18 protein-coding genes, 1 tRNA gene and 1 pseudogene are annotated in these 17,109 nt (G+C 50.7%); 8 read left to right on the forward strand and 12 right to left on the reverse strand.

The window, feature by feature from the left end; translation table 11 throughout:
• The 6 genes from OGV69_RS24300 to aspA form a co-directional block, all read right to left on the reverse strand.
• Window positions 1–76, reverse strand: a tRNA-Phe gene (locus tag OGV69_RS24300).
• A gap of 311 nt (window positions 77–387) precedes the next feature.
• On the reverse strand, window positions 388–963 hold the full coding sequence (locus tag OGV69_RS24305; RefSeq protein ID WP_069324722.1) for a transcriptional regulator: 576 nt from the start codon (window positions 961–963) through the stop codon (window positions 388–390).
• A 36-nt stretch (window positions 964–999) separates the two neighbouring features.
• Window positions 1,000–2,709: a protein-disulfide reductase DsbD gene (locus tag OGV69_RS24310; RefSeq protein WP_069324723.1), complete on the reverse strand. Its 1,710-nt coding sequence runs from the start codon at window positions 2,707–2,709 to the stop codon at window positions 1,000–1,002.
• Window positions 2,685–3,032 carry a divalent cation tolerance protein CutA gene (gene cutA / locus OGV69_RS24315; protein ID WP_003025447.1) on the reverse strand — a complete coding sequence of 116 codons (348 nt, stop codon included), beginning with the start codon at window positions 3,030–3,032 and terminating at the stop codon, window positions 2,685–2,687. Before cutA ends, OGV69_RS24310 begins: the two co-directional genes overlap by 25 nt.
• A 128-nt stretch (window positions 3,033–3,160) precedes the next feature.
• Complete coding sequence (gene dcuA, locus OGV69_RS24320; protein WP_038636462.1) at window positions 3,161–4,462, reverse strand: anaerobic C4-dicarboxylate transporter DcuA; 1,302 nt, start codon at window positions 4,460–4,462, stop codon at window positions 3,161–3,163.
• A 114-nt stretch (window positions 4,463–4,576) separates the two neighbouring features.
• On the reverse strand, window positions 4,577–6,013 hold the full coding sequence (gene aspA / locus OGV69_RS24325; protein ID WP_032940252.1) for an aspartate ammonia-lyase: 1,437 nt from the start codon (window positions 6,011–6,013) through the stop codon (window positions 4,577–4,579).
• Window positions 6,014–6,350: 337 nt separating this feature from the next.
• On the opposite strand from aspA, the gene OGV69_RS24330 reads away from it, so the two are divergent.
• Complete coding sequence (locus tag OGV69_RS24330) at window positions 6,351–6,827, forward strand: FxsA family protein (RefSeq protein ID WP_038636465.1); 477 nt, start codon at window positions 6,351–6,353, stop codon at window positions 6,825–6,827.
• A gap of 47 nt (window positions 6,828–6,874) precedes the next feature.
• On the opposite strand, the pseudogene yjeH reads toward OGV69_RS24330, so the two are convergent.
• Window positions 6,875–8,140: pseudogene (gene yjeH, locus OGV69_RS24335) on the reverse strand (L-methionine/branched-chain amino acid transporter).
• A gap of 274 nt (window positions 8,141–8,414) precedes the next feature.
• On the opposite strand from yjeH, the gene OGV69_RS24340 reads away from it, so the two are divergent.
• The 3 genes from OGV69_RS24340 (at window position 8,415) to OGV69_RS24350 (ending at window position 10,885) form a co-directional block, all read left to right on the forward strand.
• Window positions 8,415–8,708 carry a co-chaperone GroES gene (locus OGV69_RS24340; protein WP_000027827.1) on the forward strand — a complete coding sequence of 98 codons (294 nt, stop codon included), beginning with the start codon at window positions 8,415–8,417 and terminating at the stop codon, window positions 8,706–8,708.
• Between the two features lie 43 nt (window positions 8,709–8,751).
• The gene (gene groL / locus OGV69_RS24345) at window positions 8,752–10,398 is read left to right on the forward strand and encodes a chaperonin GroEL (RefSeq protein ID WP_006686275.1); all 1,647 of its coding nucleotides are present in this window, start codon (window positions 8,752–8,754) and stop codon (window positions 10,396–10,398) included.
• 133 nt (window positions 10,399–10,531) lie between these two features.
• A complete protein-coding gene (locus OGV69_RS24350; RefSeq protein WP_038636474.1) occupies window positions 10,532–10,885 on the forward strand; it encodes a DUF4156 domain-containing protein in 354 nt (117 codons plus the stop codon).
• 88 nt (window positions 10,886–10,973) lie between these two features.
• On the opposite strand, the gene yjeJ is transcribed toward OGV69_RS24350, so the two are convergent.
• A complete protein-coding gene (gene yjeJ, locus OGV69_RS24355; protein WP_069324724.1) occupies window positions 10,974–11,837 on the reverse strand; it encodes a YjeJ family protein in 864 nt (287 codons plus the stop codon).
• A 184-nt stretch (window positions 11,838–12,021) separates the two neighbouring features.
• On the reverse strand, window positions 12,022–13,050 hold the full coding sequence (gene epmB, locus OGV69_RS24360; protein WP_038636478.1) for an EF-P beta-lysylation protein EpmB: 1,029 nt from the start codon (window positions 13,048–13,050) through the stop codon (window positions 12,022–12,024).
• A 41-nt stretch (window positions 13,051–13,091) separates the two neighbouring features.
• Here epmB and efp point away from each other — a divergent pair, with 41 nt between their 5' ends.
• The 3 genes from efp (at window position 13,092) to ecnB (ending at window position 14,104) form a co-directional block, all read left to right on the forward strand.
• Complete coding sequence (gene efp, locus OGV69_RS24365) at window positions 13,092–13,658, forward strand: elongation factor P (protein WP_006686282.1); 567 nt, start codon at window positions 13,092–13,094, stop codon at window positions 13,656–13,658.
• 57 nt (window positions 13,659–13,715) lie between these two features.
• A complete protein-coding gene (ecnA, locus tag OGV69_RS24370) occupies window positions 13,716–13,850 on the forward strand; it encodes a lipoprotein antitoxin entericidin A (protein ID WP_016151394.1) in 135 nt (44 codons plus the stop codon).
• Window positions 13,851–13,957: 107 nt separating this feature from the next.
• Window positions 13,958–14,104 (forward strand): lipoprotein toxin entericidin B, encoded by a 147-nt coding sequence (gene ecnB / locus OGV69_RS24375; protein ID WP_032940256.1) that lies wholly within the window; start codon window positions 13,958–13,960, stop codon window positions 14,102–14,104.
• A 30-nt stretch (window positions 14,105–14,134) separates the two neighbouring features.
• Here the strand turns inward: ecnB and OGV69_RS24380 are convergent, their stop codons facing one another.
• Window positions 14,135–14,734: a LuxR C-terminal-related transcriptional regulator gene (locus OGV69_RS24380; RefSeq protein WP_069324725.1), complete on the reverse strand. Its 600-nt coding sequence runs from the start codon at window positions 14,732–14,734 to the stop codon at window positions 14,135–14,137.
• Window positions 14,735–14,990: 256 nt separating this feature from the next.
• Between OGV69_RS24380 and sugE the strand changes: the two genes are divergently transcribed.
• Entirely contained in the window at window positions 14,991–15,308 is a 318-nt protein-coding gene (gene sugE, locus OGV69_RS24385) for a quaternary ammonium compound efflux SMR transporter SugE (protein ID WP_038642963.1), read from the forward strand.
• Here sugE and OGV69_RS24390 read toward each other — a convergent pair.
• Window positions 15,305–15,838, reverse strand: coding sequence for a lipocalin family protein (locus tag OGV69_RS24390; protein WP_038636486.1), 534 nt, complete (start codon window positions 15,836–15,838; stop codon window positions 15,305–15,307). The genes sugE and OGV69_RS24390 overlap by 4 nt on opposite strands.
• 92 nt (window positions 15,839–15,930) lie before the next feature.
• Window positions 15,931–17,076, reverse strand: coding sequence for a CMY-2 family class C beta-lactamase (blaCMY, locus tag OGV69_RS24395; RefSeq protein ID WP_069324726.1), 1,146 nt, complete (start codon window positions 17,074–17,076; stop codon window positions 15,931–15,933).
• Window positions 17,077–17,109: the final 33 nt, after the last annotated feature.

The following is a 17,109-nucleotide window of genomic DNA, read 5'->3' on the forward strand; positions in this document are numbered from 1 at the left end:
TGGTGCCCGGACTCGGAATCGAACCAAGGACACGGGGATTTTCAATCCCCTGCTCTACCGACTGAGCTATCCGGGCAACGGGGCGCATTAAACCGTATTCGCGCCTGCCAGTCAATCAAATTTCAGGAAAAGCGGTTCAACCGCTTAATATTACGGCAATCTGTGCATTTGTGCCTGAAGTTTGCACAAATCTTCCAGATCGCCACGATGCCGACAGGTCATGCTAAGCGCAAGAAGGGCAGTATGGCAAAAGAGTGTTTCACTGCATCTTAATCACACGCTGACCAGGGCGGTTAACCGATTAATTCGCACCACCGTGGCGATGGCACGTTTTCAACGACTGATGGCGTTATGCTTACTCACACCGGCCAGGACGGGCTTGTTCGCTTAGGTTAGCGCGCCGCCCATACGGCACTGGGCAAAGCGCAGAATATCTTCCGCCAGACGGTGTGCCGTTTCGACATCAGCATGGCTACGATTCACCAGCATGCGGCTCAGACATCCCTCCAGCACCAGCTCCATCTGTTTGGCGACCATAGCCGGGTCGTCAACTTCCAGCGTAGTCAGTAGCTCATGAGTGAAGTCATGCGCTGCTTTTTTTTGTTGGTCGGCTAACTGGTGGATTGGATGTCCAGGATCGGGATAAAACGTGCAGGCGGCAATGAACAGGCAGCCGGGATAGCGATTATTGCTCACGCATTCGGACAGCGCGCTGTAGCGTGCCAGTAATTTCTGTTCCGCGCTCAGGGTCTCATCCAGCAAAAGCTGACGCCGCCAGATATCCACCCGCTGGCTGAGGTAACGTAACGCATCATACAGGATGGCCTCTTTATCTGGCCAAAAGCGCTGTAGTTCATCAAGCGGATAATCGATACGTTCGGCCACCATTTCCAGCGTGGTATTGGCTATCCCATGAACCTCAAGTAATTTCAGGGCTTCTCCCAGGACATCTTCACGTTGCACGGTATTCTCCTCCGTATTTCCTTTTGCAAGTGTCGCTCACGGTTGACGATCGCGCAAATGTGCGCTGAAGGTCGCTGCATCCATAAATCCCGTTACCCGAGCCTCCGGATGCTCTTTACCCTCGGCATCAAAAAACAGGATAGTTGGCAAACCTAAAACCTGTAGATGTTTCAGGAGAGCGACATCCTTGGCATTGTTTGCAGTTACATCCGCCTGTAAAAGCACCGTGTCGCCTAGTGCTTGCTGAACCTGCGGATCGCTGAAGGTGTACTTCTCAAACTCCTTACAAGCCACGCACCAGTCGGCATACAAATCCAACATGACGGGCCTGCCTTTGGCTTGCGCCAGCACCTGATTTAACGCCTCTACCGAGGCCACCGGCGTAAAGTTAAGGTGTGTCTGGGTTTGAGCATGCGGCATGCCAAACGCCCAGTCCTGCAATGGACGTACACTGACAAGCGCTGCGGCTAACAGGACAATCTGCACGATACGCATCCAGGCGTGCTTTGCCTGCAGGCTGGTAATGAATGCCCAGCTAAAGAACGCGACGCCCAACAGTGACCACAGGCGCACGCCCCATTCGTCGCCAATGATGCGTTCAAGCAAGAAGACGGGAAGCGCCAGGATGACGAAGCCGAAAGCGGTTTTAACATGTTCCATCCATGGACCGCTTTTAGGCAGCAGGCGGTTGCCAAAGACGGTAATCAACATCAGCGGCAAGCCCATCCCCAGCGCGTACAGATACAGCGTACCGCCTCCCAGCCACATATTTCCGCTCTGAGCGATATACAGCAAAATCGCGCTTAGCGGCGCGGTTGTGCAAGGAGAACAGATGAGACCCGCAATCGCCCCCATCGCAAAGACGCTACCGGGAGAGCCGCCTTGCTGGCGGTTACTCAGCAACGTGAGGCGCGTTTGCAATGAGGAAGGGAGTTGCAGCGTGAACAGGCCGAACATAGACAGAGCCAGCAGCGTAAAGATGATGGCAAGACCGATCAGAACATAAGGATGCTGTAATGCCGCCTGAAACTGTAATCCGGCGGCGGCAACAACCAGACCCAGCGCAGTATAGGTGAGCGCCATTCCCTGGACGTAGATAAACGTCAGCAGCAGCGCCCTACCGGTTGATAACCGTTGCTTGCCGCCCAGCACGATGCCGGAAATCAGCGGATACATCGGCAGTACGCAGGGCGTGAAAGCGATGCCAATGCCGATTAGCAATGCCCACAGCGCGGAAAAGGGGAGCTGGGCTGCGGGCTGTGGTTTCTCTTCCGGGGCCTCAGTGACAGGTGCGGTAGCCGGAGCCCCCCCGACAGCGGCTGACACTTCACTTAAGGGGACAGTTTTAGTTTCCGGCGGATAGCAAAAACCGGCGTCGGCACAGCCCTGGTACGTGATCGTTAATGTTGCGCCAGTTGCGGCCTGATTAACCGTGACCGGAATATTCAACTGTTTACGGTAAATCTCACTTTTGCCGTAAAACTCATCTTCATGCCAGACGCCAGGCGGCAGTTTTACCTCGGCAATATCGGCCTGAGATGGCGTAATACTTATCTGTTTGCGATAGAGATAGTAGCCATCTTTGACCTGCCATGAGAGGTTCAGATCGTGTTGGTTTTGCTGAAAATCAAAAACAAACGCCCGATCGGCAGGAACAAACTGCGAGCGGCCGGGCGCGTCAAATAATCCGGCAAAGGTAGATGTGCTGCACAGCAGCAGGATCAGCGTAAGGATGCGTTGAGCCATGAGCGGTAATCAAAGTCTCCGTGAGTGACGGGTAAAACCAGAAGTTCAGGTGTTTGATACGGGTGATGTGACTTCAGGCAATCGAGAAGGGCTTGCTGGTGCGTGACGGTGGTTTTTAAAATCATCTGGACTTCATATTCCTGCTCCAGTTTACCTTCCCAATAATAGAGGGAGGTTGCACCGGGCAGAAGTGTCACGCAGGCTGCCAGCTTTTCCGCCAGCACTTTTGCAGCCAGATCCTGGGCGGTTGCTTCATCCGGAGCAGTACAGAGCACCACAACGGTATCGGGGATGGAAATATCCTGACTCTTTACATCAAGCATAAACACCTCGAAAGAACAGAGTAACCAGCTAAAGAGTGGTCACTATACAACGGACGAGGGAAGGATGTTAGCTAAAGCGGGGTGAGGAGGAGGAACTGCAGGGCGCACGAGCACCCTGCAGAAAAAACTTACAGCATGAAGCTACCCAGCAAGAAGCCGAAGCAGACAGCCAGAACTACACCCAGAGTACCCGGGATGAAGAACGGATGGTTAAAGACGAATTTACCGATGCGGGTTGTACCAGTGTCATCCATCTGAACTGCCGCAACCAGCGTTGGGTAGGTTGGCAGAATGAACAGGCCGGAAACAGCTGCGAAAGAGGCAACAGCGGTCAGCGGGGAAACGTTCAGCGCCAGAGCCATCGGCATCAGTGCTTTAGCGGTTGCTGCCTGAGAGTACAGCAGTGCAGAAGCAAAGAAGAAGATGACGGCCAGCAGCCACGGATGACCCTGAATTACGCTACCTGCAGTATCTTTGATCCAGTCAATGTTGTGAGATACGAAGGTATCACCCAACCACGCAACGCCCAGGATACAAATACAGGCGCTCATACCGGCTTTGAAGGTGCTGGAATTCAGAATGGAGTCAGTTTCAACGCGGCAGATGATGGTAGTCAGCGTCGCGATGCTCAGCATGATGATCAGGATAGCGTTGGTGGTATTCATCAGCGGTTTAGCGACCAGACCAAGGCTTGGGCTGTTAACGATCGCATAGACAACAACGCAAATTACGCCCAGCAGGAACAGCCAAACGGAAGTTTTTGCGCCTGCTTTGATTTCAACTTGTCTTTCACCGCGCAGTTCAACCAAACCTTCTTCCAGACGTTTACGATAAATCGGATCGTCAGACAGTTTAGAGTTGAACAGCATAGTCACCAGGAAGGACATCACCAGAACGGCCAGCAGGGTGGACGGAATAACCACGGACAGCAGGTGAATATAGCTGATGCCATGACCTTCCATTACGGAAGACATGTAAACCACGGCTGCAGAGATTGGTGATGCTGTGATCGCAATCTGAGCAGAAACCACCGCAGTTGAGAGCGGACGGCAAGGTTTGATCCCTTGTTCCTTCGCAACTTCAGCGATAACCGGCAGAGTTGCCAGAGAGATGTTACCCGTACCCGCAAAGATGGTCAGGAAATAGGTCACGATGGGTGCCAGGATCGTGATGTATTTCGGGTTCTTACGCAGCAGTTTTTCAGTTTGATGAACCAGATAGTCCAGACCACCTGCAATCTGCATAGCTGAGATGGCAGCGATAACCGCCATGATAATGGAAATGACATCGAACGGGATATTACCGGGTTTCACGCCGATAGCGGCGAGAACCAGGACACCCAGCCCACCTGCAAATCCAATACCGATACCCCCAAGTCTGGCACCTAAAAAGATTGCCAGCAAAACGATGATAAGTTCTAAAACTATCATATTAGCCTTCCTTGTTGTTTAACAAGTTGATATTAAATTGTTGTTTTTAAGTAACTTCGTGCAAGAAAAAAGGCACGTCATCTGACGTGCCTTCTCTGGTACTACCCTACACGATTACTGCTCGCTTTCATCAGTATAACGTTTTGCTTTATAAGCCGGGTGCATCAGGTTCTGTACTGAGAAGATATCGTCCAGTTCGGCTTCGGTCAACAGGCCGCGCTCGAGGACAACTTCACGTACGCTCTTACCGGTTTCGGCACAAATTTTACCAACGATGTCGCCGTTGTGGTGGCCGATGAACGGGTTGAGGTAAGTAACGATACCGATAGAGTTGTATACGAATGCTTCGCACACTTCTTTGTTAGCAGTAATGCCGCTAACGCATTTTTCCAACAGGTTGTAGCAAGCGTTGCTCAGAATGTGAATGGATTCGAACATTGCCTGGCCGATTACTGGCTCCATAACGTTCAGCTGCAGCTGACCTGCTTCAGACGCCATGGTGACAGTGATGTCGTTACCGATGACTTTAAAGCACACCTGGTTTACGACTTCCGGAACAACCGGGTTCACTTTAGCTGGCATGATGGAAGAGCCAGCCTGCAGTTCCGGCAGGTTGATCTCGTTCAGGCCGGCACGTGGACCAGAGGAGAGCAAACGCAGGTCGTTACAGATTTTGGACATCTTCACAGCCAGACGTTTCAGTGCGCCATGCACCATAACGTATGCGCCGCAGTCAGAAGTTGCTTCAATCAGGTCTTCTGCAGGAACACAGGCAAAACCGGTAACTTCAGCCAGTTTTTTCACTGCCAGCGGAGAGTATTCTTTCGGTGTGTTCAGACCTGTACCGATTGCCGTTGCGCCGAGGTTAACTTCCAGCAGCAGCTCTGCAGTACGCCCAATGTTTTTCACTTCCTCTTTCAGCAGGATGCTGAAAGCACGGAATTCCTGACCGAGGGTCATCGGCACAGCATCCTGCAGCTGGGTACGACCCATTTTCAGGATGTCCTGGAATTCATCGGCTTTTTTCTCGAAGCCTTCACGCAGCTGGTTCAGGGCATCAATCAGTTTGATGATGGATGCGTATACCGCGATACGGAAACCGGTTGGGTATGCGTCGTTGGTAGACTGACATTTGTTAACGTGGTCGTTCGGGTTCAGGTACTGATATTCACCTTTCTGGTGACCCATCAGTTCCAGACCGATATTGGCCAGCACTTCGTTGGTGTTCATGTTGACGGAGGTACCCGCACCACCCTGGTAAACGTCTACCGGGAACTGATCCATGCATTTTCCGTTATTCAGGACTTCATCACACGCCGCGATGATGGCATTTGCCACACTTTTAGGAATGGTTTGCAGCTCTTTGTTGGCCATCGCCGCTGCCTTTTTCACCATTACCATGCCGCGAACAAATTCAGGAATGTCGCTGATTTTGTTATTGCTAATGTAGAAGTTTTCAATCGCTCTCAGAGTGTGAACACCATAGTAAGCGTCCGCTGGAACTTCCCTGGTACCCAACAAGTCTTCTTCGATACGAATGTTGTTTAACATGTGAACCTTCTTTTTCAAGCTGCCAATGATTTGACTAAACACACAGGATATATGTGATTTCGATTGTTTCTCGACCGACGATTATCCCCTGCATCGGTCTGATACTCGAGATCATATGCTGGTTCAGGATTTCTACCGTAATCTGGATCACTTAAAGCGTGGAATTTACCCCTTATTTATTATTCTGTGAAATAGATCACCCCTTTAGGATTAACACTAAATATTAGTGTACAAGCGACTTGAAATTTTGCTAACCACCTCAATATCTGACTGATGCGAGTCACATAATTTTTGAACAGACGTTGTACAAAACGCCTGTTATTAACAGGAGTCCCCTTTGCGCTGGATACCATTACTTGCCATTTTTCTCTATGTTTACATAGAGATATCTATTTTTATTCAGGTTGCCCATGTGTTGGGCGTTCTGATGACCCTGATTTTGGTTATTTTTACGTCGGTTATCGGAATGTCTCTGGTTCGTAATCAGGGATTTAAGAACTTTTTACTGATGCAACAAAAAATGGCGGCAGGTGAAAGCCCGGCTGCAGAAATGATCAAGAGCGTTTCGCTGATTATTGCCGGTCTGCTATTAGTGCTGCCGGGTTTTTTCACCGATTTCCTTGGTCTTCTTCTTTTATTACCCCCGGTGCAGAAGCATCTGACGATGAAACTGCTGCCACATTTGCGTTTTTCTCGTATGCCCGGCGGTGGTTTTAGCGCCGGAACGGGTGGGGGCGAGACCTTTGACGGTGAGTTCCAGCGCAAAGACGAGCATCATGACAGTATCGAACATAAAGACGATCGTCGGGATTAAGCATCAGTATGTAGGCCGGATAAGCGTTAGCGCCATCCGGCACGTGTTCATATGCCGGATGATGGCGTCAGCGTCGACTTATCCGGCCTGCCGGGTAAAAATAACCACAGCGCAGCCAGCATAATCAGTGCATACAGGCTCTTCCAACCCACCATCGCCAGCAATAGCAGACATAGCAAACCGCCAACGATCGCTAATGCGCGATAGTGTCCTTTCAGTAATCGACAACCTGCCAGCATGCACAGCAGATAAATCATAATAAAGATGCCGTTAGCGTAGACGATTAACGCATCGAGATTGATTTGCAGCATATAGATGCACAAGGTACTGACCACGCAGCAACCTAGCACGGCGTTCAGCGCATTGCGCGGAAGGTGACGAGGGGAAAGACGCGCCAGATAACTCCCCGGCTTGTATTGTGCTTGCGACCAGACCAGCCGGGCGAAACTTTGAATATAAATGTTGAGACTGGCAAAGCAGGCCAGATAACCAATAATGCAGGCGACCCACAGTGCCTATACGCCAAACAGCTGTACAACAATTTCTGGCAGTGATGCCGCCGCCGCCATTTTCTCGCCATAAGCGCCAAAATGGAGGACGACGACGGTGCATGCCCAGTAGACAGAACCTGCCAGCAGTAGACCGATCATTAGCGCGCGCGGGAAGTCTCGCTCCGGATTTTTAAATTCAGAGGCCAGGTGGGCAAATGCTTCAAGACCGACAAAGCACCAGAACATCACTGACAGGGCAGCGAACAGTCCGGGAAGCTCAATTTCGCTAATTGCAGGGAAGGGGATTTCACTGGGTTTTAGATCGCCCGCCCACCAGATGGCGACAATCAGGGCCACGATCAGCCCGGCAATGACCGTTTGTAGGTTAGCGCTGGAGCTGGCGCCGCGGGAGCCTATGTACCAGACCAACGCCAATGTACCGAGTTCTGCCAGCAGAAGCTGCTCGTCATGCCAGCCAAACATCGCCTGGCCGAATCCTGCGGCAATATGTAATGCCGCAGGCAAGCCAACCGGGATTACCGACAAAAACAGCCATCCGGTGACGCGCTCCAGGCGCGAACCAAAGGCCATACCGACAAAATGCGCCACGCCGCCCGCGCTGGGGAAATGGCGGCCGAGCACGGCAAAGACAATCGCCACGGGAAAGACTAAAACAATCAGCACCGGCCAGGCCCAAAGACTGTTGTTGCCAGCGACCAGCGCAGCCAGCGCGGGGACGGCAAAAACGCCTGTACCTAATAATGATGTCGACAACAGGCCAACGCCCTGAGCCAGTCCCAGCTCTTGTTTCAGTCCGCTCATAAGTTGTTATCCGGTTATGCCCATTGACCGGGCTACAGCGCAGATTTTGATGGTATCACAATCGGATTTGCTTATGACGACGTGACTGAAATCGTTATGAAATGTGAGGCGTGTCGGTGTTTTGACGGGATTTTCTGCTGATAAAAAATTTTTTTCGCTTGCCCCCTTGAAGTTACAAAAGCCCATCCCCATCTCTCTGGTCACTAGCCGGGAAACCGTTTACGGGCCGGCGTCACCCATAACTGATAAAGACTTTCTCAAAGGAGAGCTATCAATGAGTATTCGTCCGTTACATGATCGTGTGATCGTCAAACGTAAAGAAGTTGAATCCAAATCTGCTGGCGGCATCGTACTGACCGGTTCTGCAGCAGGTAAATCAACTCGTGGCGAAATCATCGCTGTCGGTAAGGGTCGCATCCTGGACAACGGTACCGTACAGCCGCTGGACGTGAAAGTCGGCGATATCGTTATTTTCAACGATGGCTACGGTGTTAAATCTGAGAAGATCGACAATGAAGAAGTGTTGATCATGTCTGAAAGTGACATCCTGGCAATTGTTGAAGCCTAATCCGCGAACGACACTGAACATACGAATTTAAGGGAAAGAGAAAATGGCAGCTAAAGACGTAAAATTCGGTAACGACGCTCGTGTGAAAATGCTGCGCGGCGTAAACGTACTGGCAGATGCAGTGAAAGTTACCCTCGGTCCAAAAGGCCGTAACGTAGTTCTGGATAAATCTTTCGGTGCACCGACCATCACTAAAGATGGTGTTTCCGTAGCACGTGAAATCGAACTGGAAGACAAGTTCGAAAACATGGGTGCGCAGATGGTGAAAGAAGTTGCCTCTAAAGCGAATGACGCTGCAGGCGACGGTACCACCACCGCGACCGTACTGGCTCAGTCCATCATTACTGAAGGTCTGAAAGCTGTTGCTGCGGGTATGAACCCAATGGATCTGAAACGTGGTATCGACAAAGCTGTCGCTGCTGCCGTTGAAGAACTGAAAGCGCTGTCCGTACCGTGCTCTGACTCTAAAGCAATCGCTCAGGTTGGTACCATCTCCGCTAACTCCGACGAAACCGTAGGTAAACTGATCGCAGAAGCGATGGACAAAGTCGGTAAAGAAGGCGTGATCACCGTTGAAGACGGTACCGGTCTGCAGGACGAACTGGACGTGGTTGAAGGTATGCAGTTCGACCGTGGCTACCTGTCTCCTTACTTCATCAACAAGCCGGAAACTGGCGCTGTTGAACTGGAAAGCCCGTTCATCCTGCTGGCTGATAAGAAAATTTCCAACATCCGCGAAATGCTGCCGGTTCTGGAAGCTGTCGCGAAAGCAGGCAAACCACTGCTGATCATCGCAGAAGATGTTGAAGGCGAAGCGCTGGCAACTCTGGTTGTTAACACCATGCGCGGTATCGTGAAAGTGGCTGCTGTTAAAGCACCTGGCTTCGGCGATCGTCGTAAAGCGATGCTGCAGGATATCGCTACCCTGACCGGTGGTACCGTTATCTCTGAAGAGATCGGTATGGAACTGGAAAAAGCCACTCTGGAAGATCTGGGTCAGGCAAAACGCGTTGTTATCAATAAAGACACCACCACCATCATTGATGGCGTGGGCGATGAAGCGGCAATCCAGGGTCGTGTGACTCAGATTCGTCAGCAGATCGAAGAAGCTACTTCAGACTACGACCGTGAAAAACTGCAGGAGCGCGTAGCGAAACTGGCAGGCGGCGTTGCGGTAATCAAAGTTGGTGCTGCGACTGAAGTTGAAATGAAAGAGAAGAAAGCCCGCGTTGAAGATGCCCTGCACGCAACCCGTGCTGCGGTAGAAGAAGGTGTGGTTGCTGGTGGTGGTGTTGCGCTGATTCGCGTAGCGTCCAAAATTGCCGGCCTGAAAGGTCAGAACGAAGACCAGAACGTCGGTATCAAAGTTGCGCTGCGCGCAATGGAAGCTCCGCTGCGTCAAATCGTTCTGAACTGCGGCGAAGAGCCGTCTGTAGTGGCTAACACCGTGAAAGCGGGTGACGGTAACTACGGTTACAACGCTGCAACTGAAGAATACGGCAACATGATCGACATGGGTATCCTGGATCCAACCAAAGTAACGCGTTCTGCTCTGCAGTATGCAGCTTCTGTTGCGGGTCTGATGATCACCACCGAGTGCATGGTTACCGATCTGCCGAAAGGCGATGCGCCTGACTTAGGTGCTGCTGGTGGTATGGGCGGCATGGGTGGAATGGGCGGCATGATGTAATCATGTTGTTCTGAACCTCTCAGAATTGAAAACCCCCGGGCAGAAATGTCTGGGGGTTTTTCTTTTGGTCATCTTTTTAGTATATGATTCAGCTACGGACATAACGTCCAACTAATTGATTATGGGGAATGACATGCACGTGAAATATTTAGCAGGGATCGTTGGTGCCGCGCTACTGATGGCGGGTTGTAGCTCCAGCAACGAACTGAGTTCAGCCGGACAAAACGTACGCTTTGTCGAAGACAAGCCAGGCGCAGAGTGCCAGTTGATTGGCACTGCAACCGGTACGCAGAGCAACTGGCTTTCTGGTCAGCATGGCGAAGAGGGTGGGTCTATGCGTGGCGCAGCGAACGATCTGCGTAACCAGGCCGCAGCAATGGGGGGTAACGTAATTTATGGCGTCAGCAGCCCATCACAGGGAATGCTGTCCAGTTTTGTTCCTACCGCCAGTGAGATGAATGGTCAGGTTTATAAGTGCCCAAACTGATAAAAGCTGTTGATGCCGGATGGCGACGCTAAAGCGTCTTATCCGGCCTACGGTATAAATGATCGTAGGCCTGATAAGCGCAGCGCCATCAGGCATTCTGAGCTTTATGCGCAGACTGAACGCGTAAATGATGTAGCGCGCGCAAACACTGATCCTGATTGAGCTTTTGGGTTTTATCTGCCGTCAACGTTTTGACAAACACCTGGCACGGGACACCGGCAAGTTTTTTCAGTCGTGGGCTGAAGTCCAGAAGGCGTCGGGTAATGGCCTCAGCTTCTTTACTGCCGGAAAGGGCGCGAGTTTTCACTACTGAGCCACAGAATTGAGCTTTACCCTTTTCATCCTTATAGCGGTAGATAATCGCCAGGTAATGGTTAAACAGGTTATGTTTCCATTCTGGTTGTGTATATGAATCATATTCAAGATTATCGTTTTGCTGGCAGTCAACATCGTACAGCGGCAGGAAATCCAGCAGCGATGTCATTCTTAGCGCTAATTCCTGCATGCCAGCATTTTTTATTGCATGAATGATTGCATAGGCTAATACCTGGATCTGCAGTTCATTAATCAGTAATTCGTGGGTTTGTCCGTTATGCAGTGTCAGAGAAAATGCTAAGCTTTCTCCTTTATCATCCACTAACACCAGAGAATTGATGCGACGGTTTATATCCGCATTTTTTAACTCATCTTCCTGAATTAAAGGGATATTCTCGTGCATCTTTTTACTGGCTTTGTCGCGTTCTTTTTCATATCGCAAACGCGCTTCTTCGCTAAGGTGGTGCTTCGCATGGAGTCTGCTCTCCAGAGCGATAAGCAGATCTCTTAGCCCCAACGGTGAGAGAAAAAACAGCGACTCTTTATTTCTTGGTTCTTTGATCTTGAGTGCCAGAGCAATAAATTCATTCTTCTGACGAATAACACCGGTATTAATACCCTTAATACTAATAGCCATTCAGGGTTCTCCCTAACCATATATTTATTGGGAATTTATATTTGTATTAATTTATAAATTTTGCAAATGAGTTGTTGCACAGTACCAGTTAAAATAGCACATATTAAAAGTGCGACTCCACCTGCAAGGATATTAAATACTCGGGATTGGTAGTGAGTGTCCATAATCGGACACTCAATAAGCATTATTGCTGGCGTAATTGCAGATCCAACGGCGTTTTACTGGGTTCTCCGCCAATTTCTCGCGCCAGTTTAGGGACCATATAACCGGAAACCAGCGTCAGCAGTTCACGCACAATCTGACGTGCTTCGTCGTCGCTGACCATAAAGTGGGCGGCACCCTGCACTTTATCCAGTACGTGCAGGTAATAGGGCATAACACCCGCATCAAACAGTGCGTTACTAAGGTCGGCCAGGGTTTGGGCGTTATCGTTAACACCCCGTAGCAATACGCTTTGATTGAGTAGCGTGACGCCTGCTTTGCGCAGTCTGAGCATCGCCTGACGAAACGTCTCATCAACTTCATTGGCATGGTTAATATGATTGACCAGCAGAATTTGCAATGAAGAGTGAGCAAAACGCTCGGTCAGCCCTTCGGTAATGCGCGCAGGGATCACAATCGGTAAACGGCTGTGAATGCGCAGACGCTTAATGTGTGGAATGGTTTCCAGTTGCGTGAGCAGCCAGTCCAGTTCGTGATCCTTGGCCATCAACGGATCGCCGCCGGAGAAGATTACCTCATCTAACTCAGGATGGGCAGTAATGTAGTCCAGAGCGACCTGCCAGTTGCGCTTGTTGCCCTGATTTTCGGCGTACGGGAAGTGTCGGCGGAAGCAATAACGACAATTTACCGCGCAGCCGCCTTTGACCAGCAGCAGCGCCCGGTTGCGATATTTATGCAGCAGGCCAGGAACCACACTGTGTTGTTCCTCCAGCGGATCGGTCGAGTAGCCTGGCGCCGCAACAAACTCTTCCTCGGCGGTAAGTACCTGACGCAGAAGCGGATCGTTCGGATTGCCTTTCTCCATACGCGCAATAAACGCGCGTGGTACGCGCAGGGCGAAAAGTCGTCTCGCGTCGCGTCCGGCCAACAGTTTTTCATCTGCGTCTATATTCAAAAGATGCAGAAGTTCATCGGGATCGGTCACAACATCGGCAAGTTGCGATAACCAATCTTCTCTGGATGGGGTATTTAGGGTTACAATATGCGCCATTTTGTGGCTTAGCTACCAGTTAACAATTTTCAGAGGGCCTTATGGCAACGTACTATAGCAACGATTTTCGTGCTGGTCTTAAAATCATGTTGGACGGCGAACCGTATGCGGTTGAAGCCAGCGAATTCGTTAAACCAGGTAAAGGCCAGGCGTTTGCGCGCGTTAAGCTGCGTCGCCTGCTGACCGGTACTCGCGTAGAGAAAACCTTCAAGTCTACCGACTCTGCCGAAGGCGCAGATGTAGCCGACATGAACTTGACCTTCTTGTATAGCGACGGTGAATTCTGGCACTTCATGAACAACACCACTTTCGAACAGCTGGCTGCAGACGAGAAAGCGGTAGGCGATAACGCTAAATGGCTGCTGGACCAGGCTGAATGCATCGTGACCCTGTGGAACGGTCAGCCGATCTCCGTGACTCCGCCGAACTTCGTTGAGCTGGAAGTTATTGAAACCGACCCAGGTCTGAAAGGCGATACCGCTGGTACTGGCGGCAAACCGGCTACTCTGTCTACCGGCGCAGTCGTTAAAGTTCCGCTGTTCGTACAGATCGGCGAAGTGATCAAAGTGGATACTCGCTCAGGCGAATACGTTTCCCGCGTAAAATAAAACACTTATTTGATCTTGTGGCGCAGGTTGCTGCGCCATACTTTTTCCAGGGCAGGAATGATGAAACGTCTTCTCAGTCTTGTAATGCTAATCCTTTTCACCAGCACCCTACTGGCGGGCTGTAATACCGCGCGCGGCTTCGGTGAAGACATCAAACACCTCGGCAATTCAATCTCTCACGCCGCCAGTTAAACTTCTCACATAATCTGAAAAACGATTGTTTATCCATCACACTTCCGGATCTTGTCTATTATTAAGTAGCTATACACAAACAATATTGGCTAGAAAAGGAAGACGTTATGATTAAGAAGACAATTGCTGCGATCTTTTCTGTGTTGGTACTTTCTTCCGTATTAACTGCGTGTAATACCACGCGAGGCGTAGGGGAGGATATTTCTGACGGTGGTAACGCTATTTCTGGTGCAGCGACAAAAGCTCAGCAATAACGCTCAACGGTACGACGCCGGGTCGTACCGTTAACTTTCCTTATGCGGGAGCGAGAGAAACGGTGAGAAGCGGTTCCCCAGATGAAGCTTCATACGAATATTTCGTTTATAGGTATACACCGTTTTGCCATGAATGCTGAGCGTGGCGGCTATCGCATTGTTGCTCACGCCATCCATCCACATTGACAATACTTTCTCTTCCTGCGGCGTAAGCAGTGGCGTCGGGTTTTCGGCTAATGCTAATGTGGGGCGATCTTGTAGCGCTTCCTGAATCGTGTGTGTGAGTGTGTTTAGCGAGGTGTGTTTGGTTAATACCGAATGAGCGATGGCTTGAGAAGTCGGGACGGATGTGTGCTGTCTATCCGATGATTGCAGTAAAATCAACGGGATGACGCCACAGCTCATGAAAAAGGGCTTAACTGGCGGAGTGGAATGCGCCTCGCTAATAAAACTGTATAAATCCGCAATGACCAGATGCGGTTTCCACTGCAAAATATGCTCTTTTGCCAACAGAAGATTATTAATTCCTGATACCAGAAATGAGGAGCTGAACCTGCCAGAATGATTAAGCAAGGCCTCAATCCCTGTGCGGGTAAAGTGGCATCGGTCAATCACTAAAATTTTAAGCATAAACTTTTCGCATTCAGAAGAGGGGCAATCGACTTTCTGATTTCAGAAAGCCCTTCATCATAGAGAACTCCGATGAGTGCCAAATGCGGGAACTACGCCGCTAATTATGCTTAATTCTTGCTTTTAACAGACGGTGAATAAAAAGGTTGAAATTCATTTTCTGTCGGGCAAAAATGCCATTTCACACACCAGCTTTGCAGGACGACCTGCAAACGCTTCTTTCACCGGGGACGGCCCCATTGTTCTGGAGCCTCATATGTCCTGGATCATTTTATTAATTGCCGGTTTGCTCGAAGTTGTTTGGGCGATTGGCCTGAAATACACCCACGGCTTCACTCGTCTGACGCCAAGCATTATCACCATTGTCGCGATGATCGTCAGTATCGCCATGCTCTCCTGGGCGATGCGCACCTTGCCAGTTGGGACCGCCTATGCCGTCTGGACCGGTATTGGCGCCGTCGGGGCGGCCATTACCGGGATTCTGCTGTTGGGTGAATCTGCCAGCCCGGCGCGTTTGCTGAGTCTGGGGCTGATTGTGGCTGGCATTATTGGTCTGAAGCTGAGCACTCACTAAGCACCAGGCTGTTTCACCCAAATCAGTTTATTGACGTCAAACCCTTCCCGGGTCGCGATAGCCAACATTTGCTGCTTCATTTCATCTGAAATGGTGGGGGTCCGTGAAAGGATCCACAGGTAATCGCGATCCGGACCACACACCAGCGCGTGGCGATATTCCCGGTCGAGCGCAATCACGTTATACCCACCATAGAAGGGGCCGAAGAATGACACCTTGAGCGCCGCCCGATTTGGGTCGCCGGTAAAATAGGCTTTACCCTCCGTTTTTTGCCACATCCCTCTGTCCGGGTTATAGCCCTTATTGATCACGTTGATACCGCCGTCGTCGCGCAAGCTATACGTTGCGGTCACTTTTTCCAGTCCACGTTCGAAGCGATGGTCTAAACGTGCAATTTCATACCAGGTACCAAGATAGCGTTTGGCGTCAAAGTTATTCACAACGGTAACGCCCTTTGGCGGTGTAGGGGAACTGCAGGCGACAACCAGAAATGCAGCGGTAACTGCAGCAACGACGGGCAGAATGCGCATAAGATTTTCCTTACTGTTTTTTGTTAAGTGTAGATGACAGCAGGAAAAGAAGAGGAAGAAACGAGGTCCGCTATAGCGGACCTCATCGTCAGTTACTGCAATTTTTCAAGAATGCGCCAGGCGGCCTCGACGCGAGCAGGGTTTGGGTAGCTTTTGTTTGCCAGCATCACGATGCCGAGATTTTTTTCCGGAACGAACGCAACGTAGCTGCCAAATCCGCCAGTGGAGCCGGTTTTGTGCACCCATGAGGCTTTCACTGCAGGGGCGGGCGGATTGACCTCAACGGCGGGAAGCGCCGCTAACGCGACTTTACTGTCGCTACCGTTGATTATCGAGTCGGCATTCACCGGCCAGTTCAGCATCTCCCAACCTAATCCCTGGTACATATCGCCAATATGCCAGTAACGAGCCTGCGCAATTTCAATTCCCTGTCGGAGCGTTTTCTCCTGCACCTGGCTGGCGTCCATGTTGGCCTGAATCCAGCGAGTCATATCGACAAGGCTGGATTTCACACCGTAGGCTTCGGCATCAAGCTGACCCGGAGATACGTGCACGGGCTTCCCTTCGCGATAACCCCAGGCATAATCCTTTTGTTCGCTCTGTGGAACCGTAATCCAGGTATGCGCCAGTTTTAATGGTTGCAGGACGCGTTTGGTCATCGCCTCTTCATAGCCCATTCCTGAAGGTTTCACCGCCAGTGCGCCAAACAGACCAATACTGGAGTTAGCATACAGGCGTTTAGCACCCGGGGCCCATTGCGGCTGCCAGTTTTGATAAAAGCGCAGTAATGCCGCTTTATCTGTAACGTCGTCAGGTACCTGAAGCGGCAGACCACCCGCCGTATAGGTGGCCAGGTGCAGCAGGCTGATACCCTGCCATTGTTTGCCAGTTAATTCGGGCCAGTATTGGGTGACCGGATCGCTGAGCTTAATTTCACCACGGGCGATAGCATCGCCGCCCAGCACACCGTTAAACGTCTTACTTACCGATCCAAGCTCAAACAGCGTTTGCCGGGTGACGGGGCGGTCATTGGCGATATCGGCTTTCCCCCAGGTAAAGTAATAGGGTTTTCCTTGGTAGATAATTGCCACGGCCATACCCGGAATAGCCTGTTCTTGCATCAGCGGTGTGATGGTACGGTTTACGATATCGGCAATCTGTTGTTCTGTTTTTGCGGCGGCAAACGTGGAGAAAGAGGCTGTCAGCAGCAACGCGCAGCATAACGATTTTTTCATCATGAAATCAGTTCCGTAATAAAAAGCGAAAGGGTG

The organism is Citrobacter sp. Cc139 (assembly GCF_030334645.1).
GTDB classification, from domain to species: Bacteria; Pseudomonadota; Gammaproteobacteria; order Enterobacterales; family Enterobacteriaceae; genus Citrobacter; species Citrobacter werkmanii.

Coding starts and splice junctions, on each gene's coding strand:
- OGV69_RS24310 (WP_069324723.1), bottom strand. CDS start 2,709: ATGGCTCAACGCATCCTTACGCTGATCCTGCTGCTGTGCAGCACATCT.
- cutA (WP_003025447.1), bottom strand. CDS start 3,032: ATGCTTGATGTAAAGAGTCAGGATATTTCCATCCCCGATACCGTTGTG.
- dcuA (WP_038636462.1), bottom strand. CDS start 4,462: ATGATAGTTTTAGAACTTATCATCGTTTTGCTGGCAATCTTTTTAGGT.
- aspA (WP_032940252.1), bottom strand. CDS start 6,013: ATGTTAAACAACATTCGTATCGAAGAAGACTTGTTGGGTACCAGGGAA.
- OGV69_RS24340 (WP_000027827.1), top strand. CDS start 8,415: ATGAGTATTCGTCCGTTACATGATCGTGTGATCGTCAAACGTAAAGAA.
- groL (WP_006686275.1), top strand. CDS start 8,752: ATGGCAGCTAAAGACGTAAAATTCGGTAACGACGCTCGTGTGAAAATG.
- OGV69_RS24350 (WP_038636474.1), top strand. CDS start 10,532: ATGCACGTGAAATATTTAGCAGGGATCGTTGGTGCCGCGCTACTGATG.
- yjeJ (WP_069324724.1), bottom strand. CDS start 11,837: ATGGCTATTAGTATTAAGGGTATTAATACCGGTGTTATTCGTCAGAAG.
- epmB (WP_038636478.1), bottom strand. CDS start 13,050: ATGGCGCATATTGTAACCCTAAATACCCCATCCAGAGAAGATTGGTTA.
- efp (WP_006686282.1), top strand. CDS start 13,092: ATGGCAACGTACTATAGCAACGATTTTCGTGCTGGTCTTAAAATCATG.
- ecnA (WP_016151394.1), top strand. CDS start 13,716: ATGATGAAACGTCTTCTCAGTCTTGTAATGCTAATCCTTTTCACCAGC.
- ecnB (WP_032940256.1), top strand. CDS start 13,958: ATGATTAAGAAGACAATTGCTGCGATCTTTTCTGTGTTGGTACTTTCT.
- OGV69_RS24380 (WP_069324725.1), bottom strand. CDS start 14,734: ATGCTTAAAATTTTAGTGATTGACCGATGCCACTTTACCCGCACAGGG.
- sugE (WP_038642963.1), top strand. CDS start 14,991: ATGTCCTGGATCATTTTATTAATTGCCGGTTTGCTCGAAGTTGTTTGG.
- OGV69_RS24390 (WP_038636486.1), bottom strand. CDS start 15,838: ATGCGCATTCTGCCCGTCGTTGCTGCAGTTACCGCTGCATTTCTGGTT.
- blaCMY (WP_069324726.1), bottom strand. CDS start 17,076: ATGATGAAAAAATCGTTATGCTGCGCGTTGCTGCTGACAGCCTCTTTC.